At 71.7% G+C, this 21236-nt stretch carries 18 protein-coding genes; 7 read left to right on the top strand and 11 right to left on the bottom strand.

Annotated features, from left to right (window positions below; genetic code table 11):
• Nucleotides 1-92 precede the first annotated feature (92 nt).
• On the bottom strand, nt 93-2549 hold the full coding sequence (locus tag ACZ6C1_RS11205) for an immune inhibitor A domain-containing protein (protein WP_469240007.1): 2457 nt from the start codon (nt 2547-2549) through the stop codon (nt 93-95).
• Nucleotides 2550-2737: 188 nt separating this feature from the next.
• Nucleotides 2738-5116, bottom strand: coding sequence for an immune inhibitor A domain-containing protein (locus ACZ6C1_RS11200; protein WP_469240005.1), 2379 nt, complete (start codon nt 5114-5116; stop codon nt 2738-2740).
• 221 nt (nt 5117-5337) lie between these two features.
• Between ACZ6C1_RS11200 and ACZ6C1_RS11195 the strand changes: the two genes are divergently transcribed.
• On the top strand, nt 5338-5583 hold the full coding sequence (locus ACZ6C1_RS11195; RefSeq protein ID WP_469240003.1) for a hypothetical protein: 246 nt from the start codon (nt 5338-5340) through the stop codon (nt 5581-5583).
• Here ACZ6C1_RS11195 and ACZ6C1_RS11190 read toward each other — a convergent pair.
• Nucleotides 5569-6360, bottom strand: coding sequence for an RDD family protein (locus tag ACZ6C1_RS11190; RefSeq protein WP_469240002.1), 792 nt, complete (start codon nt 6358-6360; stop codon nt 5569-5571). The genes ACZ6C1_RS11195 and ACZ6C1_RS11190 overlap by 15 nt on opposite strands.
• Nucleotides 6361-6415: 55 nt before the next feature.
• Nucleotides 6416-7792, bottom strand: coding sequence for an RDD family protein (locus ACZ6C1_RS11185; protein WP_469240000.1), 1377 nt, complete (start codon nt 7790-7792; stop codon nt 6416-6418).
• Between the two features lie 229 nt (nt 7793-8021).
• Here ACZ6C1_RS11185 and ACZ6C1_RS11180 point away from each other — a divergent pair, with 229 nt between their 5' ends.
• Complete coding sequence (locus tag ACZ6C1_RS11180; protein ID WP_469239998.1) at nt 8022-8432, top strand: SsgA family sporulation/cell division regulator; 411 nt, start codon at nt 8022-8024, stop codon at nt 8430-8432.
• 8 nt (nt 8433-8440) lie between these two features.
• Here ACZ6C1_RS11180 and ACZ6C1_RS11175 read toward each other — a convergent pair whose 3' ends face one another.
• Both ACZ6C1_RS11175 and ACZ6C1_RS11170 read right to left on the bottom strand, forming a co-directional pair.
• A complete protein-coding gene (locus tag ACZ6C1_RS11175) occupies nt 8441-8824 on the bottom strand; it encodes a VOC family protein (protein WP_469239996.1) in 384 nt (127 codons plus the stop codon).
• A gap of 80 nt (nt 8825-8904) precedes the next feature.
• On the bottom strand, nt 8905-10272 hold the full coding sequence (locus ACZ6C1_RS11170; protein WP_469239994.1) for an FAD-binding oxidoreductase: 1368 nt from the start codon (nt 10270-10272) through the stop codon (nt 8905-8907).
• A gap of 109 nt (nt 10273-10381) precedes the next feature.
• Between ACZ6C1_RS11170 and ACZ6C1_RS11165 the strand changes: the two genes are divergently transcribed.
• Nucleotides 10382-11956: a tetratricopeptide repeat protein gene (locus ACZ6C1_RS11165; RefSeq protein WP_469239992.1), complete on the top strand. Its 1575-nt coding sequence runs from the start codon at nt 10382-10384 to the stop codon at nt 11954-11956.
• A 219-nt stretch (nt 11957-12175) separates the two neighbouring features.
• Here ACZ6C1_RS11165 and hppD read toward each other — a convergent pair whose 3' ends face one another.
• Nucleotides 12176-13321 carry a 4-hydroxyphenylpyruvate dioxygenase gene (gene hppD, locus ACZ6C1_RS11160; RefSeq protein ID WP_469239990.1) on the bottom strand — a complete coding sequence of 382 codons (1146 nt, stop codon included), beginning with the start codon at nt 13319-13321 and terminating at the stop codon, nt 12176-12178.
• 121 nt (nt 13322-13442) lie between these two features.
• On the opposite strand from hppD, the gene ACZ6C1_RS11155 reads away from it, so the two are divergent.
• The 4 genes from ACZ6C1_RS11155 to ACZ6C1_RS11140 all read left to right on the top strand — a co-directional run bounded on the left by ACZ6C1_RS11155 (nt 13443) and on the right by ACZ6C1_RS11140 (nt 16055).
• On the top strand, nt 13443-13910 hold the full coding sequence (locus tag ACZ6C1_RS11155; RefSeq protein WP_469239988.1) for an Lrp/AsnC family transcriptional regulator: 468 nt from the start codon (nt 13443-13445) through the stop codon (nt 13908-13910).
• Between the two features lie 86 nt (nt 13911-13996).
• Nucleotides 13997-14584 (top strand): ArsR/SmtB family transcription factor, encoded by a 588-nt coding sequence (locus tag ACZ6C1_RS11150; RefSeq protein ID WP_469239986.1) that lies wholly within the window; start codon nt 13997-13999, stop codon nt 14582-14584.
• Complete coding sequence (locus ACZ6C1_RS11145) at nt 14581-14763, top strand: hypothetical protein (protein ID WP_469240393.1); 183 nt, start codon at nt 14581-14583, stop codon at nt 14761-14763. The genes ACZ6C1_RS11150 and ACZ6C1_RS11145 overlap by 4 nt, the downstream gene beginning before the upstream one ends.
• A complete protein-coding gene (locus ACZ6C1_RS11140) occupies nt 14760-16055 on the top strand; it encodes an MFS transporter (RefSeq protein WP_469239984.1) in 1296 nt (431 codons plus the stop codon). The genes ACZ6C1_RS11145 and ACZ6C1_RS11140 overlap by 4 nt, the downstream gene beginning before the upstream one ends.
• Here ACZ6C1_RS11140 and ACZ6C1_RS11135 read toward each other — a convergent pair.
• The 4 genes from ACZ6C1_RS11135 to ACZ6C1_RS11120 form a co-directional block, all read right to left on the bottom strand.
• On the bottom strand, nt 15994-16782 hold the full coding sequence (locus ACZ6C1_RS11135; RefSeq protein ID WP_469239982.1) for a S16 family serine protease: 789 nt from the start codon (nt 16780-16782) through the stop codon (nt 15994-15996). The genes ACZ6C1_RS11140 and ACZ6C1_RS11135 overlap by 62 nt on opposite strands.
• 111 nt (nt 16783-16893) lie before the next feature.
• On the bottom strand, nt 16894-17535 hold the full coding sequence (locus ACZ6C1_RS11130) for an IclR family transcriptional regulator (protein WP_469239980.1): 642 nt from the start codon (nt 17533-17535) through the stop codon (nt 16894-16896).
• 280 nt (nt 17536-17815) lie between these two features.
• Complete coding sequence (locus tag ACZ6C1_RS11125; RefSeq protein WP_469239978.1) at nt 17816-19603, bottom strand: DEAD/DEAH box helicase; 1788 nt, start codon at nt 19601-19603, stop codon at nt 17816-17818.
• 163 nt (nt 19604-19766) lie between these two features.
• Entirely contained in the window at nt 19767-21230 is a 1464-nt protein-coding gene (locus ACZ6C1_RS11120) for an MFS transporter (protein WP_469239977.1), read from the bottom strand.
• Nucleotides 21231-21236 lie beyond the last annotated feature (6 nt).

The following is a 21236-nucleotide window of genomic DNA, read 5'->3' as shown; positions in this document are numbered from 1 at the left end:
AATAAGAATGGGTCACCACGCACCTAAACAGAATCGGCCGCCGCCCGCTAGGGGGCGACGGCCGATCATGCTCTGACCTGCTGAAACAGCGACTACTTCGTGGACGGACCCACCTGGACGGTGATCGTCTGGCCGTTCTTCGGCTGCTTGACGATCGCGATCTTGGTGTTGGTGTCAGTTACCTTGACGCCCGCACGCGGGTTCGACTCGTACCAGTAGACGCCCTTGCGGTCGTCGAAGACCGGGACGCCGGCCTGCGACGCGACCTTGGCCTCGACACCGGCCTTGTGCAGCGTCAGGCCGTTCGTCCGGTAGAGGCTGAACGGCGAGTCGTAGGCTTGGATGCGGTTGCGCATCAGCGTGCCGTCGGCCCACTTCGTGGGCGTGGCGTGCGCGTCGACCGGCAGGATCAGGCCCTGGCCCGGGTGGACGGCGGTGTTGTTGTCCTTCTGGGAGGTGTCCCACTGCCAGACCAGCAGACCGGTCTGGTACGGGTAGTGCTCCACCCAGCTGTCCATCGGCGCCGCGAAGCCGAAGTTGTACGGGCCGACCTTCAGGGTCTTGTCGTACGAGACGTACTGGCGGTTCTCGGCGATGTAGTACTGGTCGTACTCGTTGGTGAAGGACTCACCGATCCGGGAGAAGCCCTTCGGGGTCCAGCCGTTGTCGTCACCCTCGGCGTTGTCCGTCAGGACCGCCGCGCCGTCGGCCGTCAGGGTGATGGCGTCGGCGGTGAAGCCCTTGCCGCCCGCGCCGCCGTCGGTCTGGTAGCGGAAGCGGAGGTCGAACTTCTTCCCGGCGTACGCGTCGAGCGGGAAGGCCAGTTTCTGCCAGGCGCCGGAGACACCGGTCAGCGACGGGGCGCCGCTGGCGTCGGCCGGGATGGCCTTGCCGTTCGCGGTGCCGGCCAGCGCCGTCCAGCTCTTGCCGCCGTCGGTCGACACCTCGGTGTAGAGGTAGTCGTAGTCCTGCTCGATGTCCCACCAGCCGTCGAGCGTCAGCTCGGCCTTGGTCTTGCCGGTGAGGTCGACGGAGCGGGTGAGGGTGTTCTTGAGGTCGTCACCCATGTCGCTCCACCACTGCTTGGAGCCCTCGGCCGGCTTGACGACCGGGGTGGTGACCTTCTTCTTCGGCAGCTCGACGACCAGCGCCTGCGGGTTCTTGGTGTTGTACTCCGCGACGCCCAGCGTGTGCTTGGACTTCGTGGCGGCCTTGGCCTTCTCGTAGTTGAGCCAGCCCAGCCTCAGCTTGTCCCAGGCGGTCATGTCACCGGGCAGGTCGCCGATCTCGTTCTTGCCGGTGCCGAGCCAGGAGCCGGACGACATCAGGGACCAGAAGCCGGTCGAGTTCTCGGCGCCCGCCTTGCCGGAGGTGTCGTAGAGGTCCGGCAGGCCCAGGTCGTGGCCGTACTCGTGGGCGAAGACACCGAGGCCGCCGTTCTCCGGCTGCATCGTGTAGTCGCCGACCCAGATGCCGGTGTCGCCGATCTGCGTACCGCCGGCCTTGTTGTGGGCCGGACCGGTCTTGCCGGCGTCGGTGCCGTACGCGTACCAGCGGTGGGCCCACAGCGCGTCGCCGCCCTGGGCGCCGCCGCCCGCGGACTCGTCCTCACCGGCGTGGACGATCTGGAAGTGGTCGATGTAGCCGTCGGCCTCGTTGAAGTTGCCGTCGGCGTCGAAGTCGTAGCGGTCCCACTGGTCGTACTGGGCGAGCTGCGCCTTGATCTCGGCGTCGGTCTTGCCCGCCGCCTTCTGCTGCGCGGTCCAGGCGGTCACACCGTCGCGGACGGCGTCCCACACGTTGGAGCAGTTGCTGTTGCCGCAGTAGTTCGAGCCGTAACGGGCCTCGTTGTACTCGACCTTGACCCAGTCGGAGACCGCGCCGTCGACCGAGTAGCGGCCGGAGGAGGTCTTCTCGTAGTAGGTCTTCAGGGACTGCTTCTGCTGACCGGTCTTCTTGTCCTTGCCGGTGCCGAAGTACAGGTCCTGGAAGTGCTGCTGGTTGTAGTCCTTCTGCCAGGCCGTCGAGTTGTCCTTCGAACGGTCCGGCTCGGCTATCCGGTTGTGCAGCGGGCCGGGCGTGCCGCCGAACTTCGGCTTCAGCGTGTGGTCGTCGCCGTCGTCCGCGCGGTCGATGAGCGTGGTGTCGTCGACCTTGTCGCCGAACTCGACCAGGATCGTGAAGATCTTGTCGGTCTTCTCGCGGCCCAGCTCGACGTACTTCTTGTCGTCGAGCTTGACGACCTTGGAGGCACCCCTGCGCTCCACCGTGAGGTCGCCTGCCAGCACCTGCTCCAGCGCCGCCTCGCGCGCCTGGGCCTGCTGCTTGCTGAACGGGCCGTCGAGGTCGTGGTCGACCTTGGCGGCGTGGTCGTGCCCGGGGGCACCGTGCCCCGCGTCGTGCGCGCCCGGGGCCGGGTCATGGCGCTCGATGCCGTTGGTGGGGCGGTTGTCGGCCTGGGCCGTCGTGAAGGCCGAGGCCGTCGCGGCGGTGGCGGCCAGCGCCACGATCACCGCTGAGGCTCTGAAAGCCCGTCGTCTGCTGGTCACTTGATCTTGTCCTCCCCGCGCCCGCGAACCGCGGATGGGGGGTCGATGTGTTATCCGCGTGCGGTGTCGCGCCACAAGTGACGACATTCGACCGGAGAATGACGCGAAAAGACAGACCTTGACTTGCACAGGCCAAGTGCTCTATGTGAACAGCCCGATCCGGATTGCGAACAGCGGAAGCGGTCCGGTCACCCCGCCGACGGGCCCACGTTCACGGTGACCGACGAGCCGTTCGACGGCTGGCCGGCCACGGTGATCCGGGTGTTGGTGTCCGTGGTCCGCACACCGCCGAACTGATTGACGGCGTACCAGTACACACCCTTGTGGTCGTCGAAGACCGGATTGCCCGCATGTGGCTTGACCTCGTGCGGTACCCCCCGCTTGTGCAGGGTGAAGCCCGGCGCCGGATAGCGGCTGAACGCCGCGTCGTAGGGGGTGATCTTGTTGGACATCAGCGTGCCGTCGGGCCAGGCCATCGGCTCCGGGTGGGCGTCCACCGGCAGCAGAAGGCCCTCCCCCGGGTGGTCCGTGACATTGTTGTCCCGCTGTGAGGTGTCCCACTGCCAGATCATCACGCCCGGCCGGTAGGCGTAGTGCTCCACCCAGTTGTCCCGGGGCCGGGGAAAGCCGAAGTGGTACGGGCCCGTCTGCAGCGTCCTGTCGTACGACACGTACTGCCGGTTCTCCGCGATGTAGTACTGCGGGTAGTCGCCGGTGACCGACTCCCCCACGCGCGTGAACCCCCGCGCCGTCCACCCGCCGCCGTCACCCTCGGCGTCGTCTGTGAACAGCGTGGCGCCGTCCGCCCGCACGGTGATGTTGTCCGCCGCGAACCCCTTGCCGGCCACACCGCCGTCCGTCTTGTAGCGGAAGCGGACGACGATCCGCCGCCCGGCGTACGCGTCCAACGGGTAGACCAGCTTCCGGTACGTCTCCGAGACACCCGTCAGGGCCGGCTTGTCGCCGCCGTCGCGGGTGATCGCCTCACCGTCGGCCGTGCCGTCGACCGCCTTCCAGCTCTCCCCGCCGTCCGTGGAGACCTGCGTGTACAGGTAGTCGTAGTCCTTCTCGATGTCCCACCAGCCGTCGAGCCGCAGCGACGCGGAGGACCGGTCGGTCAGGTCGACCGTCCGGGTCAGTGTGTGCGACAGACCGTCACCGTGGTCGCTCCACCACTGCCCCACCCCGCCGGCCGGCTTCACCACCGGCGTGGTCACCGTCTTCTCCGGCAGTTCCACGACCAGCGCCTGCGGCAGATCGGTGTTGTACGCGGAGACACCCAGCCGGTGCGTCGACGCCGTCGCCGCCTCTCCCCGCTCGTAGTTGAGCCAGCCGAGCTGGAGCTTGTCCCAGGCCGTCATGTCCCCCGGCAGATCGCCGATCACGTCCTTGCCGGTACCGAGCCACGAACCGGACGACATCAGCGACCAGAAGCCCACCGAGTTCTCCACCCCCGCCACGTTGTTGGTGTCGTACAGGTCGGGCAGCCCCAGGTCATGGGCGTATTCGTGGGCGAAGACGCCCAGCCCGCCGTTCTCCGGCTGCATCGTGTAGTCGCCCACCCAGACGCCGGTGTCGCCGATGGCCACACCCCCCGCCCTGAACCCCGCCGGACCGGTGTCGCCGTCGTCCCTGCTGTACGCGTACCCCCGGTGCGCCCACAGCGCGTCGGGCCCCTGCGCGCCGCCGCCGGCCGAACCGTCCTCGCCCGCGTGCACGATCTGGAAGTGGTCGATGTAACCGTCGGGCTCCTCGAAATCGCCGTCGTTGTCGTGGTCCGTACGGTCCCACTCGTCGAACCGCGCCACCTGCGCCCTGATCTGGGCGTCCGTCCGGCCCCGGGCCCTCTGGTCGGCCACCCAGGCGGCCACCCCGTCGAAGACCAGGTCCTCCACGCTGGGGCAGTTGTTGCCCCCGCAGTAGTTCGAGCCGTACCGCGCCTCGTTGTACTCGACCCTCACCCAGTCCGAGACCTCCCCCTCCACCGAATACCGCCCGGAGGAGGTCTTCTCGTAGTACGTCTTCAGCGACTCCACCCCGTCGCCCTCGCCGAAGTACAGCCGCCGGTAGTGCTCACGGTCGTAGTCGGCGCGCCAGGCGGTGGAGTTGTCCGTCGTACGGTCCGGCTCGGGGATCCGGTTGTGCAGCGGACCCGGCGTACCGCCGTACTTGACGACCGGCGGCTTCGGACCGCCCGGCCCGTCCGGGTCGTACATCGTGGTGTCGTCGACCTTGTCCCCGAACTCGACCAGGATCGTGAAGATCTTGTCCGTACGCTCCCGGCCCAGCTCGACGTACTTGCGGTCCCCGAGCTTCACGACCTTCGAGCCGCCGCGCCGCTCCACCTTCGCCCGCCCGCTCAGCACCTGCTCCAGCGCCACCTGCCGCTGCTGCCGCTGCCGCGCGCTGAAGGGCCCGTCGATGACGTGCCCGTCGTGCTTCCCCTCGGCGGTGCCGTGCGCGGCGTCGTCGTCCACGGGGGCGGTGGTGGCGGAAGCGACGGCCGGTGTCCCCGCCAGAACGGCCAGCACGGCGACGGCGCTCAGCACACCTCTGAAGTACGTCACGTGGAACGGTCCTCCCCTGCGGATCGCGTCAACGGGCGCCGACTTCAGGCCATACGGCATAGGCCGTGATTCCGTGCGCCCCCGGTGCACCGGTACCGTGGGTTAGGTCACGCTTACTGCCGGTTCCTTCCGGGCATCCACCGTCGTAGAGTCAAAAGTCAGTGCGACCGAGTTGCGTGAACCCCATCCGGTGCTCCACTGCTTCGAGGACGGAACCCGCCATGCCGCGTCCGACCGCCGCACAGCTCGCCTACGGTTCGGCCACCGTCGTCTTCGCGACCGTCGCCATGCTGCTGCTGTCCCGCACCACCACCGGACTGGGTGTCGCACTGATCGGGGTCGCCGCGCTCGCGCTCGGCCTGCTGGTCGCGATGACCCTGCCGGCACCGGCCGCACGCCGTGCGGCGTACGAGGACGCACGCCCGCCCGCCCCGGCGGAGCGCAGGGAGCACTCACTGCGTCGTTGACACCACGACCGTCTTGCCCGCCTTGTCGTGCAGGCCCTGCTTGTACGGCTTGTCGACCAGGATGAGGATCAGCAGGAGCAGCGGCCACAGACACGGGCAGCACACCAGTTGGGGCAGCCACAGCACGACGGCCCGGGTGAGCGCGGCGGGCACGCTCGGCACACTGCCGTCGTTGAGCATCGCCACCCGCATGCCCATCAGCCGTTTACCGACCGTCTGACCGCGGTTCTTCGCCGTCATCAGCGTGTCGTAGCCGATGTACGCGGCGATCGCGATGAGCTGGAAGATCCACCGGTTGCCGTAGTCCGCCCGCCATACGTCCTCGAAGTCCGACTGGTCGGCCACCCTGTCGTAGATGTCGAACGGCAACGCGATGAGCGCGAGCGGCACGGCGACGATGAGCCAGTCGATGATCCGGGCCAGGACGCGCCTGCCGGAGTCGGCGAGCGGCGGCATCCCGGCGAGCGGATCGCTGCCGCCGTAGCCGTAGGGTCCACCGCCGTACGGCCCGCCCCCGCCGTAAGGGCCGCCGGGATCGCCCGGCCCACCGCCGTAGGGACCTCCGGGACCACCGCCGTACGGGCCGCCGGGACCACCGGGACCACCGTCGTACGGGCCGCCGCCGCTGTACGGTCCCTGTCCCCCGTACGGGCCGCCGCCGCCCGAGGGCGGAGGCGGCGGCGCGGGCGGCGGCTGGGAGCCCTCGTCCTGCGGCTTCTTGCGGAACGGGTCGTCCCCGGGGGGCTGCTGACCGGGCGCCGGCGGTTCATTGCTCATGGGGGCAGTGCATCCCGCCCGGCGGGGCCCCGCAAACGATCACCGGCCGTTCGGGCTACCCGCTGCGGCCCGCCACAAAGGTGTGGGCGGCCTTGTCGTGCCAGCACTGACGCCACGGGCGGTCGATCAGGGCCCACAGGACGTTGACCACGCCGATCACCAGGATGCCCAGCACGCCGTAGACCAGCCAGCGGCGCAGCGCCGCACCGAACGCCGGGGGCTCGTGGGACTCGATGTCCCGCACTTCGAGGCCCGTCAGCTTCTTGCCGAGCGTACGGCCCCACTTGGCGGTCGGCACCGCCTCGTACAGCACGCCCAGCACCAGCAGGGCGGCCAGGGCGATGCCGAAGTACGTCGACGTGGTCCCGTCCACCAGCCAGACCGTGACCGTCTCACCGGACCGCTTGGCCTGCTGGATCTTGCCGTCGATGTGGTCGAGCGCCTTGGAGACGAACGGCACGGCGACGGCGGCGACGGCCGCCCCGAGGACCAGGGTGTCGATCAGCCGGGCCGCGAACCGCTTGCCGAGGGCGGCCGGGCGTGCGGCGGCCTGGGCCTGGGCGGCGGCCAGGAACGGGTCGTTGACCGGCGGCTTCCACGGCAGGACGGGCTGGGGGCCCGCGTCCTGCGCCTGGGCCGGGGCGTGGGCCTCCGGCTGGGCGGGCCGGGCGAGCTGGTGCACCTGCTGGGCCCAGGACGCGGCACCGCCGCCGGGGCCGTGGGTGACGGGGGTGCCGGGAGCGGCGGTCGCGTCGGGCGGGGCGGCGGCGGCCGGGGCCGGGGCGGGCTGCGACTGCGCGGCGGCGGGCGCCGGGGTGACCGGCTGGGGCTGCTGCGGCTGGGCCGGGACCTGTGGGGTGTGCGGGGCGTCCGGCTTCAGGGCCCGGATGGTCATCGTGCCGTCGGCGGGCTGCTCGGGCTGCGGCTGCTTCGGCTTGACCGCCCGGATGGTGACGGTGCCCTCCGGGGCGGCCGCCTTCGCGGGTTCCGGTTCCACGCTCCGTACGCCGGGCAGCGCGCCGCCCGTCGGGTCGGGGGCGGCGGTCGCCGGGCTGCGCGGGTCCTGGCCCGCCTCGGCTCCCCAGGAGACCCGGCGGTCGCGGTCGCCGCCGAACCCGGTCTGGCGCGAGGCGTCCGCCTGCCACACGGATGCGGGTTCCGGTTCCGGACGGCTCTCGGCGAACGGCCCCTCCTCGTCGAAGAAGACCGGCCCGGTCTCCTCCACCGAAGGTGTGGGCGCGGGGGCGGCGGGGGCCGCCGCGGCCTGGCCCGGTGGCGTCGGCATCGCCTCACCGTCCTTGGGCGCGGGGCGGCTCGTCCCCGGCACCCAGGCGGCACCGTTCCAGAACCGGATATATCCGGGGATGGACGGATCGGGGTAGTAGCCAGGCGTGGGGCTGCCGTCGCCGGTTGCCGGGGTTGGGGCGCTCATCACCGTGGTCCCGTATCTCCTCGAGGCCTCAATTCAAGGCACCACATCTACCAGACCGCCGAGCACCCCCGAACCGGTCCGTCCACAACGACCACGAAGCGGTCACATGTGTGTTACGGAAAGTAAGAGAAACCCATTTCCGAAAGTCGCGTCATGAGAGCCGGGAAGGCGCCTCTCATCCGGTACGGGCCCGCTCCGGGGTCCGTACCGGAGAGAAGGGAACCGACCCATGCAGCTCACCGTCGTCGAACGCGAACTGGAGCTCGTCCTGGTGCTGTCGCCCGAGCGCAGCGTCCCCGTCCCGGCCCGGCTGACCTACCGCACGGACGACCCGTACGCCGTGCACATCACCTTCCACGTCGGCTCGGACCACCCCGTGCACTGGACCTTCGCCCGCGAGTTGCTGGTCGAGGGCGTCTTCCGGCCGTGCGGCCACGGTGACGTGCGGATCTGGCCCACCACGCTCGACGGGAAGGCCGTCGTGCTGATGGCGCTGTCGTCCCCCGACGGCGACGCGCTGCTGGAGGCCCCCGCCGCGCAGGTGTCCGCGTGGCTGGAGCGGACACTGCGCGCGGTGCCGCCCGGCTCGGAGTCGCAGACGCTCGGCCTGGACGACGGGCTGGCCGAGCTGCTCGCGTGACGGGCCGGTCAGTCGGTCACGTACGTGTGCGTGATGAATTCGATCGAGTGGCCGTCGGGGTCGTCGATGTACACACCGCGGCCCCCGTGATGGTGGTTGATCCGCTGCGGCTCGTGGTGGTACGGGTCGGCCCAGTACGGCAGTTCGCGCTCCCGGATCCGGCCGAAGATCTCGTCGAACTCGTCCTCCGCGACGAGGAACGCGAGGTGCTGCGGGACGATCCGGGGCGCGTCGTCGTCGATGTAGTCGAGGGTGACGCCGCCCTCCAGCGGAACGCTCGCGAAGGGGCCGAAGGGCTTCGGCTCGGGCGCGTCGATGAGTTCCGTGAGGAAGCGGGCGGCGGCGAAGCGCTCGCGGCTGCGGACGATGGTGTGGTCAAGGCGTGCGGACACGGCTCCTCCTTCGTCGGTCCCTTCACGCTATGCGGAGCGCCGCGTCCGGACCATCGGGCATGGGTCCTAGGGCGGAAGCCTCAGAAGAGCTTGCCGGGGTTGAGGATGCCGAGCGGATCGAAGGTTCGCTTGATCCCTCGCTGCAACTCCAGCCCCACCGGGCCCAGTTCCCGGGCCAGCCACTCCTTCTTCAGTACGCCGACGCCGTGTTCGCCCGTGATGGTGCCGCCGAGCGCCAGGCCGAGCGCCATGATCTCGTCGAACGACTCACGGGCGCGCCGCGACTCGTCGGGGTCGGTGTGGTCGAAGCAGACGACGGGGTGGGTGTTGCCGTCGCCCGCGTGCGCGCAGACGCCGATGGTGAGGTCGTACTCGGCCGCGATGGCGGCCGTGCCGTCGATCATCGCGCCCAGCCGCGAGCGCGGTACGCACACGTCGTCGATCATCGTCGCGGACTTGACGGCCTCCAGGGCGGTCAGTGACATCCGGCGGGCCTTCAGCAGCATCTCCGACTCGGCCGCGTCCTCGGCCGGTACGACCTGCGTGGCTCCGGCGGCCGTGCACAGCTCTCCCACGGCTGCCAGGTCGGCGGCGGGATCGGGGGTGTCGAAGGCGGCGAGCAGCAGGGCCTCGGTGGACTCGGGCAGGCCCATCCGGCCGAGCCGGTTGACCGCCCGCACGGTCGTACGGTCCATGAGTTCGAGGAGGGACGGGGTGTGGCCCCTTTCCATGACCGCGCACACGGCCTCGCACGCGGCCGCCGCCGACGGGAACTCCGCCGCCAGTACCAGTTGTTGCGGCGGCCGCGGGCGCAGCGCCAGGACGGCCCGTACGACGATGCCGAGGGTGCCCTCGGAGCCGACGAACAGCCGCGTCAGGTCGTACCCGGCGACGCCCTTGGCCGTGCGGCGGCCGGTGGACAGCAGACGCCCGTCGGCGAGGACGACGTCCAGGCCCAGGACGTACTCGGCGGTCACGCCGTACTTGACGCAGCACAGTCCGCCGGAGGCGGTGCCGATGTTGCCGCCGATGGTGCACATCTCCCAGCTGGAGGGGTCCGGCGGGTAGTACAGGCCGTGTTCGCCGACCGCGCGGGACAGGACGGCGTTCACGACCCCCGGCTCGACGACCGCGATCCGGTCGACCGGGCTGATCTCCAGGATCCGGTCCATCCTGGTCAGGGACAGCACGATGCAGCCGTCGGACGCGTTCGCCGCACCCGACAGGCCCGTGCGGGCGCCCTGCGGGACGACCGGGACGCGCAGGTCCGTCGCCGTGCGCATGATGTGCTGGACCTGCTCGACGGTGCTCGGCAGGACGACCACGGCGGGCGATCCGGCGTCGCAGAAGCTCGCCATGTCGTGGGCGTAGGAGGCGGTGACGTCCGGGTCCGTCAGGAGGGCCTCCGCCGGGAGGCCGGCCCGGAGGCGGGTCAGCAGGTCGTCCATGATCCCAGCCTGGCATCCGGGGCCATCGGTGTGAACCCGCCGGGGGATCGGCTCGGGGTGTGCCGGGTGGCTCGTCGTATTGACGCACCGTGTGTCGCACAGTGACGGCATGAAGACGGAACGGGTCCCACGGATCGTCCTAGGTGTGGGCGCGGGTGCGGTGCTGGCCGGTGCGGCCGTGCTGTTCGTGTCCGGCGGCCTCGGGGGCGGCGACGGTGCTCCGGCGCCCGCTCCCGGTGCCGTGGCGCGGGCCGTGTCGGCGGCGCACGCGGGCGCGCAGGCGTCGCTGCCCGAGCTGGCCGCGCTGATCGGCGACCGCGAGCGGTGGCTGCGCGCCCACCCGCGCGACGACGCGTCCTGGGCGGAGCTGGGCGGCGCGTACGTGGAGCGGGGGGTGCGCAGCGGCGACACCGCCTCGTACGTACGGGCCGAGAAGGCGCTGAAGCGGTCCCTGGCCGTGCTGCCCGCCGGCAGGGGGAATGTCGACGCCCAGCTCGGCATGGGCGCGCTGGCCAACGCCCGGGGCGACTTCCGGGCGGCCCGGAAGTGGGGCGAGGCGGTGCGCGACCGCGCGCCGCGCCGCTGGCAGGCCTACCCCGTGCTGATCGACGCCTACAGCGGGCTCGGCGACTACGTGTCCGCCGGGCGGGCCGTGGAGCGGCTGCGGGCGCTGCGGGTGGGGGCCCCGGCGCTGTCCCGCGCCTCGCTGGTGTACCGGGACAAGGGCTGGCGCGAGGACGCCTCCGCGCTCGCGTACGACGCGGTGGCGCTGGCCGCCACCCCGGCGGAGAAGGCGGCGTGCCTGGCGCGGCTCGGCGACCTCGCGTGGGAGCGCGGCGAGCCCGCCGAGGCCCTCACCTCCTACGAACCGGCCCTGCGGCTCGTGCCCGGCCACGCCCCGTCGCTGGCCGGGCGGGCGCGTGCCCTGGCGGCGCTCGGGCGGACGGACGAGGCGCTGCGGGACTACGGGGCCGCCCTGGAGGCGCTGCCGTCGCCCCAGTACGCCCTGGAGGCGGGCGAGTTGTACGAGTCGCTGGGCCGGGACGGGGACGCGCACACGCAGTACGAGGTGCTGCGGGTTCGGGCCACGGAGGCCGGCACGCACGGGGTGAACGCGGCGCTCGTGCTCGCCCGGTACGAGGCCGACCACGGCAGCCCGGACGCCGCTTCGAGGAGGCTGCGCGCCGAGTGGGCGAAGGGGCACCGGTCGGTGCACGTCGCCGACGCGCTCGGCTGGGCGCTGTACCGGGCGGGGAAGCCGGAGGAGGCGCTTCCGTACGCCCGGCGGGCCACCGAACAGGGGCTGCGCAGCGCGCTGTTCGCGTACCACCGGGGCCAGATCGAGCGGGAGCTGGGGAAGTGGGGTCCGGCGCGGCGGCACCTCGCCGAGGCGCTGCGCGTCAACCCGCACTTCTCGCCCCTGCTGGCGCCGAGGGCCCGCCGGGCGCTGGCCGCGCTGGGGGAGCCTCCGGCGGGCGGGCCGAGGAACGTGTACGGCGAGGAGCCGGAGCCCCGGAAGCGGTCGGGGTCGTCGCGCGTCTGGTCGCCGCCGCCCCGGGACTCGGAGCGTCAGCAGCCGCAGTCGCGCAAGCCGCGGCGGCCGGAGGGTGCGGCGTCGCCGAGCGTGTCCTCCTCCGGGGCGGCGCCGGCATCGGCTTCACCGCCGCCGTCTCCGGGGCGGTGAGGCGCGGAACGCCGCCGTGCCGATGGGCGCCGCACCGCAGTCCCCCGCGGGGCGTCCGGCCCCTGTCCGGCTCGGGCGCCCCACGGAGGTCACCGGCCCCTGTCCGGCGCTCGGCCGCCCGGCCCCCCGTACCGGGCGGCCGGGCGCCAAGTCCTGCCCCGCAGCGGCGCGACGGCCGTGCGGGGCCTCGCGGGGTCGTCCCCGCGGAAGGGCGGAGCGCTACAGGTTGCCGCGCTTGGCCTGCTCGCGCTCGATCGCCTCGAAGAGCGCCTTGAAGTTGCCCTTGCCGAAGCCCATCGACCCGTGCCGCTCGATCAGTTCGAAGAACACCGTCGGCCGGTCCTGGACCGGCTTGGTGAAGATCTGCAGCAGGTAGCCGTCCTCGTCGCGGTCGGCGAGGATCTTCAGCTCGCGCAGCTCGTCGATCGGGACGCGCGTGTCACCGACCCACTCGCCGAGCGTGTCGTAGTACGAGTCCGGGACGTCGAGGAACTGGACGCCGCCCGCCCGCATCGTGCGGACCGTCGCGACGATGTCGTTGGTGGCGAGGGCGATGTGCTGGACGCCGGGGCCGCCGTAGAACTCCAGGTACTCGTCGATCTGCGACTTCTTCTTCGCGATCGCCGGCTCGTTGATCGGGAACTTGACCTTCTTGGTGCCGTCCGCGACGACCTTGGACATGAGCGCGGAGTACTCGGTGGCGATGTCGTCGCCCACGAACTCCTTCATGTTGGTGAAGCCCATGACCTTGTTGTAGAAGGCCACCCACTCGTTCATCCTGCCGAGCTCGACGTTGCCCACGCAGTGGTCGATGGCCTGGAAGGTGCGCTTGGCGGGCGGCTCGACGATCGGCTTGGCGGCGACGAAGCCGGGGAGGTACGGGCCGTCGTAGCCGGAGCGGTCGACGAGGGTGTGGCGGGTCTTGCCGTACGTGGCGATGGCGGCGAGCACGACGGTGCCGTGCTCGTCCTTGAGCTCGTACGGCTCGGTGAGGCCGGTCGCGCCCTGCTCGACGGCGTAGGCGTACGCCTTGCGGGCGTCGGGCACCTCGATGGCGAGGTCGACGACGCCGTCGCCGTGCTCGGCGACGTGCTCCGCGAGGAAGTGGCCCCAGTCGGTGGACGCCTTGATGACGGAGGTGAGCACGAAGCGCGCGGCGCCGTTGGTCAGGACGTAACTGGCGGTCTCGCGGTTGCCGTTCTCCGGTCCGGAGTAGGCGACCAGCTTCATGCCGAAGGCCGTGGAGTAGTAGTGCGCGGCCTGCTTGGCATTGCCGACGGCGAAGACGACCGCGTCCATTCCCTTCACCGGGAAGGGGTCGGCCTGCCGGGCGGTGTCGGGGGTGTGGGAGATGGTCTCAGTCATGGCGGCAGGCTCTCTCCGTTCTGCAAGGTGCGCAATAGTTACGACGGCAGCTGGGCAATCTGTACAGCCAGCAGGCACGATGGTCGGGCGTTGTGTACAGGATGACCATCCGGGAGGCGTCGTGGCGATCGATCATCTGGACGGCAGGCTCATCGCCCTGTTGGCGCGTGAGCCGCGCATAGGCGTCCTGGAGGCCTCGCGCCGGCTGGGCGTGGCGCGCGGCACGGTGCAGGCCCGGCTCGACCGGCTCCAGTCGAACGGGGTCATCCGGGGCTTCGGGCCGGAGGTGGACCCGGCGGCGCTGGGGTATCCGGTGACCGCGTTCGCGACGCTGGAGATCAAGCAGGGGCAGGGCGCCGACGTACGGGAGCACCTGGCGGGCGTACCGGAGGTCCTGGAGCTGCACACGACGACCGGTCACGGCGACATGCTGTGCCGGCTGGTGGCCCGTTCGAACGCGGATCTCCAGCGGGTGATCGACCGGGTCGTCGGCTTCGAGGGCATCGTGCGGGCCTCCACGGCGATCGTCATGGAGAACCCGGTGCCGCTGCGGATCATCCCGCTGGTGGAGCAGGCCGCGGAGGAGTAGCCCGCGGAGGAGTGGCTCGCGGTATACAAAGAACCAGTTGCAAAGGAATGCTTGCAAGGACTCCTTTGCACGCTTAGGCTGCAGGCATGCCGGAGCCCGAGAAGATGCCGACCCACCGCCTCGACCCCCGCTCGCTGCGCGGGCTGGCCCACCCCCTGCGGATGCGCCTGCTGTCCGCCCTGCGCCAGAACGGCCCGGCCACCGCCTCGCAACTGGCCGACCGGCTCGGCGAGTCCAGCGGCGCCACCAGCTACCACCTGCGCCAGCTCGCCGCGTACGGCTTCGTCGAGGACGACCCCGACCGCGGCAAGGGGCGCGAGCGCTGGTGGCGGTCCGTCGCCCGGGGCGTGTCCGTGGACGAGGCGCTGTACGACGACGAGAACCCCGAGGTCCGGGGCGCCATGAGCACCTTCCTCCACGAGGTCGCCACCATGCACGCCCACGAGGTGTCCACCTGGCTCGGCACCATGCGCGACTGGCAGGCCGACTGGGCCAAGAGCGCGGACCTGAGCGACTTCCGCCTGCGCCTCGACCCCCGGCAGCTGGGCGAGCTGACCAGGGAGCTGCACGCGGTCGTCGACAGCTACCTCCATGAGGAGCCGGGCGAGGGCGCCGAGGACGTACGTCTCCACCTGCACGCCTTCCCGCAGAAGAGCGACCGAAAGGACCGATGACCGCCATGCACCCGTACCTCCACCTGCGTCTCCACGAGCTGCGTGCCGCCGAGTTAAGGGACCTCGCTCCCCGGCGGCCGGCCCCCCGGCGCCCCCTGCGCGCACGCGTCGGCTGGACGCTCGTCGAGGTGGGCCTCCGCCTCGTCTCCGCTCCCCCACGCACCGCCCGTCTCGCATGACCGGGCACCGGCGGGGGCCGCTCGCCACCGTGCTGGCGGCCAACGCGATATCCATCAGCGGCAATTCACTGACCCTCATCGGCGTCCCGTGGTTCGCGCTGCAGACCACGGGCAGTCCCGGCAAGGCGGGGCTCGTCGCCTTCTGCGCCACTCTGCCCGTCGTCGTGTCGGCGATCGTCGGCGGGCCGGTCATCGACCGGATCGGCCGCCGGCGCGTCAGCATCACCTCGGACCTGGTCTGCGCGCTCGCGCTGGCCGCGATCCCCCTCCTGCACTACGCGGGGCGGCTCGACTTCTGGGTGCTGTGCACGCTGATGGGCGTCACCGGACTGTTCCACGCCCCCGGCGAAACGGCTCGGCACGTCCTCGTACCGGACCTCGCCGAACGGGCAGGGACCACTCTCACGCGGGCGGCCAGCCTGTTCGACGCGGTGTCGCGAGGGGCACGGATGACGGGGGCCGCCATCGCGGGCGTACTGATCGCACTGGTGGGTGCCGAAACGGTCCTGCTGCTGGACGCGGCGACCTTCGGGCTCTCCGCGCTGCTGGTCTTCGGTGGCGTACGCGGGGTGAAGGCCGCCGAGCCGCGGCGGGACGCCGCGCCCGTCTCGATGGCGCGCTACCGGACGGAGCTGCGCGAGGGGTACGCCTTCGTACTGGGCTCCCGGCTGCTGCTGGGCATCACGCTGATGGTGATGGTCACCAATGGCCTGAGCCAGGGCTGGAGCGCGGTGCTCCTGCCCGTGCACGCCCAGCGAAACCTGGGCGGCGCGGCCGCGATCGGCCTGGTCTCGGCGGTGTGGGGCGGCTGCGCGCTGCTGGGTGCCCTGCTGTACGCGGCGGTGGGGCACCGATGGCGGCGGCGGACGGTGTTCACGATCGCCTTCCTGGTCAGCGGGGCGCCGCCGTTCGTCATGGCGGCGATGACGGACAGCGTGTGGCCGCTGGTGATGACCGCGGCGATCGGCGGGCTGGGCTCGGGGACGCTCAACCCGATCCTGACGACCGTGCTGTACGAGCGCGTCCCGGACGCGCTGCGCAGCCGGGTCGCGGGGGTGACGACGGCCGGGGCGCTGATGACCATGCCGCTGGGCGGGGTGGGCGCGGGCTACCTGGTGGAGCAGGCGGGTCTCGTACAGACGCTGCTGGCGGTCGGCGGCCTGTACTTCGTGGCGACGCTGACCCCGGTGGTCTTCCCCTCGTGGCGGGAGATGGACCGCCCGGCGGCGGTCAGCAGCTCGGGACCTTCTTCCCCTGCTCCAGAGCCCGCAGCGACGACACCGCGTCCTTGAGCGTGGTGACGGGGACGAGCCGCAGCCCTTCCGGCTTCTCGGCCTGGGCGTCGGCGCACTCGGCCTTCGGTACGAGGAAGACGGACGCGCCGTCGCGGTGGGCGGCCTGCGTCTTGAGGGACACCCCGCCCACGGCTCCGACCGTGCCGTCGGCGGTGACCGTTCCGGTACCGGCGATGGTGCGCCCGCCGGTCAGGTCGCCGCCCCGGCCGTCGCCCTCGATCTTGTCGACGATCCCGAGCGCGAAGAACAGCCCGGCGCTGGGGCCGCCGACGTCGGCCAGCTGCAGGTCGACCTTCACCTGCTCGGGGCTCTTGCCGAGGTAGTCGAGGGCGGCCTGGACGGCGCTGTTCTGGGACTCCCGCATCTGGCCGATGTTGCGCTTCTCGATCTCGGCGTCGGACTTGCCGGCCGGGTACACGGAGTCGTGCGGCAGTACGGCGCGGTCGCCGCGGAACCAGGCGTCGACGACGTCACCGAGGTCGACGTCGGTGCGCGGGCCGGTGGCCACGATGGTCGTCATGCGCAGCTCACCCTCGGTCGGGCGCACGGGTACGCCGGAGATGGTGATCACCTGACGGCCCTTGTGCTCCCCGAGCACGTCGCTGGTCGACCCCGGCTGGGCGAGGGTGAACGGCAGGGGCGCGAACCCGGCGACGACGAGCAGCGCGACGACGGGAAGGGCGCACAGGGCGAGAGCACGGGGACGCGTGAGACTGGAGAGCACGCCGCCAATCTATCGGCCACCCACACCCGCCTCCGCCGGGCCGCCCCGGGGCGGCCCGGCACGGGGCGCCACCCCGGCGCGGACACCCACCCCGCCCATGGGGCGCCCGCGTCAGCGCAGAGCGTCCGCGACCTCGCGGGCGGCGTCGACGACACGGGGGCCGACTCGTTCCGGTACCGCGTCCGCGAGCATGACGACGCCGACGCTGCCCTCGACGCCGGTCACCCCGAGCAGCGGGGCCGCCGCGCCGCTCGCACCCGCCTCCAGTTCGCCGTGCGTGAGCGTGTAGCCCGGCTCGCTCAGCGCGCCCTGCCGGGCGGCGAGTATCGCGCGGCCGGCCGCGCCCCGGTCGAGCGGGTGGCGGAATCCTGCCCGGTAGGCCACGTGGTAGTCCGTCCAGGTCGGTTCGACGACCGCGACGGCGAGCGCCTCCGCCCCGTCGACCAGGGTCAGGTGGGCGGTGGCCCCGATGTCCTCGGCCAGCGCCCGCAGCGCGGGCAGCGCGGCCTCACGCACCAGGGGGTGCACCTGGCGGCCCAGCCGCAGCACGCCGAGGCCTACACGGGCGCGACCGCCCAGGTCACGGCGTACCAGGGCGTGCTGTTCGAGCGTGGCGAGCAGACGGTAGACGACGGTCCTGTTGACGCCGAGTTTGTTGGACAACTCGGTGACGGTCAGCCCGTGATCGGTGTCGGCGAGCAGCTTGAGGACGCGCAGTCCTCGGTCGAGCGTCTGGGAAGTTTCCGCGGTCACGACGCCCTCTCCTTCGGAGTGAGTGACGGCGGACACTCTCAAGGGCGGACGCGCCACCGGTCCCATCGGCGACGCACGGAGAGGCCGCCGGCAGGCCATGGCACACCGGCTGCGCTCCGCGGCGGCGTTGCCACGGGGCGTTGCATTGCGATTGCCGGGACAGTAGCGAGCCACTCCGCTCAGCGGAAGCCCTCGTCCAGAATCCGGGCGTAAGCGATTGCTGTACGGAAATTTCGTCCCGGTATGGACGTATCGCGCACTCCGCCTGACCGAGCGGTGTTCAACGCATGCGTGTGGCCCACTCCTGGACCTTCTTGATCCGCTCCCGGATCTGCCCGGCCGTGGCCTCCGCGCTCGGCGGCCCGCCGCACACCCGGCGCAGCTCGGTGTGGATGACACCGTGCGGCTTGCCGCTCTGGTGGACGTACGCACCGACCATCGTGTTGAGCTGTTTGCGCAGCTCCAGCAGCTCCTTGTGCGAAACGACGGGCCGCCGCTCGGCCGGAAGCTCCAGGAGGTCGGCCTCCTCGGCGGGCTTCTGCCGGCTGTGCGCGATCTGGCGCGCCTGCCGCTTGCGCAGCAGAAGCTGCACCTGGTCGGGCTCCAGCAGTCCGGGGATGCCGAGGTAGTCCTGCTCCTCCGCGCTTCCCGGGTGGGCCTGCATGCCGAACTCGGCGCCGTCGTAGAGCACCCGGTCGAAGACGGCGTCGGACTCCAGCGCCTCGAAGGGCAGCATGTCCTGCTCGCCGGTGTCCTCGTCCTGCTGCTTGTTGGCCTCGTCCATCTCCTTCTCGGACTCGGCGTACGGATCCTCGTCGGCTCCGTCCTTCTTCGGCTTGTCGAGGGCGTGGTCGCGCTCGACCTCCATCTCGTTCGCGAACGTCAGCAGGTTCGGGATCGTGGGAAGGAACACGGACGCGGTCTCGCCGCGCCTGCGGGAACGTACGAAACGGCCCACGGCCTGCGCGAAGAACAGCGGTGTCGAGATCGTCGTCGCGTACACGCCGACCGCGAGGCGCGGGACGTCGACGCCCTCGGACACCATCCGGACGGCGACCATCCAGCGGTCGTCGCCCTCGCTGAACTCGTCGATCCGCTTCGACGCGCCCGCGTCGTCGGAGAGGACGACCGTCGCCTTCGTCCCGGTGATCTCGCGGATCAGCTTGGCGTACGCGCGCGCCGAGTCCTGGTCGGAGGCGATGACCAGGCCGCCCGCGTCGGGGATGCCCTTCCTGACCTCGGTGAGCCGCTGGTCGGCGGCGCGCAGCACGTTCGGCATCCAGTCGCCGCGCGGGTCGAGGGCGGTGCGCCAGGCCTGCGAGATCGCGTCCTTGGTCATCGGCTCGCCGAGCTTGGCCGCGACCTCGTCACCGGCCTTGGTGCGCCAGCGCATGTTGCCGCTGTAGCTGAGGAAGATGACCGGCCGGACGACGCCGTCGCCGAGCGCGTTGCCGTATCCGTACGTGTAGTCGGCGGATGACCGCCGGATGCCGTCGTTGCCCTCCTCGTACGTGACGAAAGGGATGGGATTGGTGTCGGACCGGAACGGCGTACCGGTGAGCGCGAGGCGCCGCGTCGCCGGTTCGAACGCCTCCAGGCAGGCCTCGCCCCAGGACTTGGAGTCACCGGCGTGGTGGATCTCGTCGAGGATGACGAGCGTCTTGCGCTGTTCGCTGCGGTTGCGGTGCAGCATGGGCCGTACGCCGACACCGGCGTAGGTGACCGCGACGCCGTGGTACTCCTTGCTCAGCGGCCCCGCGCTGTAGTCCGGGTCCAGCTTGATGCCTATCCGCGCGGCGGCGGCCGCCCACTGCTTCTTCAGGTGCTCGGTCGGCGCGACCACGGTGACCTGCTGCACGACATGGTGGTGCAGCAGCCAGGAAGCGAGCGTGAGCGCGAAGGTGGTCTTACCGGCGCCGGGAGTCGCGACCGCGAGGAAGTCACGCGGCTGCTCCTGGATGTACTTCTCCATCGCTGCCTGCTGCCAGGCACGCAGCTTGTTGGCGGTGCCCCACGGGGCGCGTCCGGGGAAGGCGGGTGAGAGGTGATGGGAGGCGGTAGTGGTCACGGTCTCCGACTCGGTCTCTCGGCGGTACGTACGACAACCGGGCCACCCTACCGGTGGGCCGGCGCCGTCCCCGCCGGGACGGCGCCGGACCAGGGACGGTTGAGACACGGGTCACATGACCGGGTCGCGCGGGCCCCGAGCGATGAACCCCACCTCGTCCGCCTCACCTGGGGCGTCCATGGGGCACCGCCCGCTCGGTCCCACGCAGCCTCGCCGCCACCCACGCCCCCACGAGCCCGACCGCCGCCATCGGCAGGAACACCGCCGCGAAGGCCATCGGGTGCGAGCCGCCGCCTGCCGCCGCGTGCCCGGCCGCCGATCCCCCGCCCAGCGCGGCGAAGGCGGCGCCGCCGACGGTGAGGAGCACCACGTTGGAGAGCCCGTCGGAGATCTGGAGGGCCGCCGAGTTCGATCCCGCCTCCTCCGGCGCCGAGAGCTTCAGCAGCAGCACGCTCGTCGAGGCGATGACCATGCCCATGCCGAAGCAGCCGAAGCCCCAGGCGACACCGACGGTCCACACCGGCACGGAGTGGAGCAGCACGCTCGGCGCGGTCGCGATGGCCGCGGCGACCAGCAGCATCCCGAGCACCATCAGCCGCTCGCGGTACGGCTCCACGCGCGGCCTCGACTGGACGTACGAGCCCAGTGCCCAGGTCGCGCCGCCCACCGCCAGCGACAGCCCGGCCGCCGTGGGGCTCAGGCCCCGTTCCGTGACCAGCATCAGCGGCACGAACGACTCGGCCGAGATGAACGCCCCCGCCGCCAGCCCCCGCAGCAGCACCACCGACGGCAGCCCGCGCGCCGCCCGGTAGGTGCCGGGGGGCAGCAGCCCCAGCGCGGCGGGCACGAGCAGCGCCGCTCCGGCCACCGCCGGGACCAGCGACGCCCACCGCAGGTCCTGCCCCGCGTACTGCAACAGGCCCGCGCCCAGGGAGATCCCCAGCGCCAGCCGGATGCGCCGCCCGTCGAACGGCACCCTCGGCGCCCCGGGGCCGGCCGGCCCGGACGCCGTCCGCCGTATCGCCGGCAGGGCGAGCGCCAGCGGCAGGACGACCAGCACGGGGATGCCGATGAACACCCACCGCCACCCCAGCCCCTCGGTCACCGTCCCCGCGGCGAGGGGCCCGACGACCGACGGGATCACCCACCCGGCGGCGAACGCCGCCATGATCGCGGGCCGCAGCCGCTCCGCGTACGCCCGGCTGACGACCACGTACAGCCCCACGATCACCAGTCCGCCGCCCAGCCCCTGCACGGCCCGCCCGAGGATGAACAGCCACATCGCCCCGGCCGTCCCCGACATCAGCAGACCCGCCCCGAACGCGGCGATCCCGGCGGTGACCGGCGCGAGCGGCCCCGCGCGGTCGGACCACTGCCCGGACAGCACCATCGCGAAGAGGCTGGTGGTGAAGTACGCGGAGAAGGCGAAGGCGTACAGCGGAACGCCGTGCAGCTCCCGCGCGGCGACCGGCATCGCCGTTCCGACGGCGGTCGCCTCGAAGGCGATCAGCATCACGACGGAGACGATGCCGACGCTGAGCGCGCGGTGCTCCCGGTCCAGCACACCGCCGGGCTTCCTCGGCCCGGCGGTGGGTATTCCTGTGCGGCTGCTCCCCGAAGCGGTCATGGACTC

This window comes from Streptomyces sp. NPDC041796 (genome assembly GCF_055590785.1).
The sequence above is the reverse complement of the archived record's forward strand: the minus strand, read 5'-3'. Positions and strand labels throughout refer to the sequence as shown.

Excerpts from the sequence above, each read along its gene's own strand:
- ACZ6C1_RS11190 (WP_469240002.1), bottom strand. The coding sequence starts at position 6,360 with ATGAGCAATGAACCGCCGGCGCCCGGTCAGCAGCCCCCCGGGGACGAC.
- ACZ6C1_RS11145 (WP_469240393.1), top strand. The coding sequence starts at position 14,581 with ATGACCGCCATGCACCCGTACCTCCACCTGCGTCTCCACGAGCTGCGT.
- ACZ6C1_RS11140 (WP_469239984.1), top strand. The coding sequence starts at position 14,760 with ATGACCGGGCACCGGCGGGGGCCGCTCGCCACCGTGCTGGCGGCCAAC.
- ACZ6C1_RS11120 (WP_469239977.1), bottom strand. The coding sequence starts at position 21,230 with ATGACCGCTTCGGGGAGCAGCCGCACAGGAATACCCACCGCCGGGCCG.
- ACZ6C1_RS11180 (WP_469239998.1), top strand. The coding sequence starts at position 8,022 with ATGCAGCTCACCGTCGTCGAACGCGAACTGGAGCTCGTCCTGGTGCTG.
- ACZ6C1_RS11185 (WP_469240000.1), bottom strand. The coding sequence starts at position 7,792 with ATGAGCGCCCCAACCCCGGCAACCGGCGACGGCAGCCCCACGCCTGGC.
- ACZ6C1_RS11150 (WP_469239986.1), top strand. The coding sequence starts at position 13,997 with ATGCCGGAGCCCGAGAAGATGCCGACCCACCGCCTCGACCCCCGCTCG.
- hppD (WP_469239990.1), bottom strand. The coding sequence starts at position 13,321 with ATGACTGAGACCATCTCCCACACCCCCGACACCGCCCGGCAGGCCGAC.
- ACZ6C1_RS11195 (WP_469240003.1), top strand. The coding sequence starts at position 5,338 with ATGCCGCGTCCGACCGCCGCACAGCTCGCCTACGGTTCGGCCACCGTC.
- ACZ6C1_RS11170 (WP_469239994.1), bottom strand. The coding sequence starts at position 10,272 with ATGGACGACCTGCTGACCCGCCTCCGGGCCGGCCTCCCGGCGGAGGCC.
- ACZ6C1_RS11165 (WP_469239992.1), top strand. The coding sequence starts at position 10,382 with ATGAAGACGGAACGGGTCCCACGGATCGTCCTAGGTGTGGGCGCGGGT.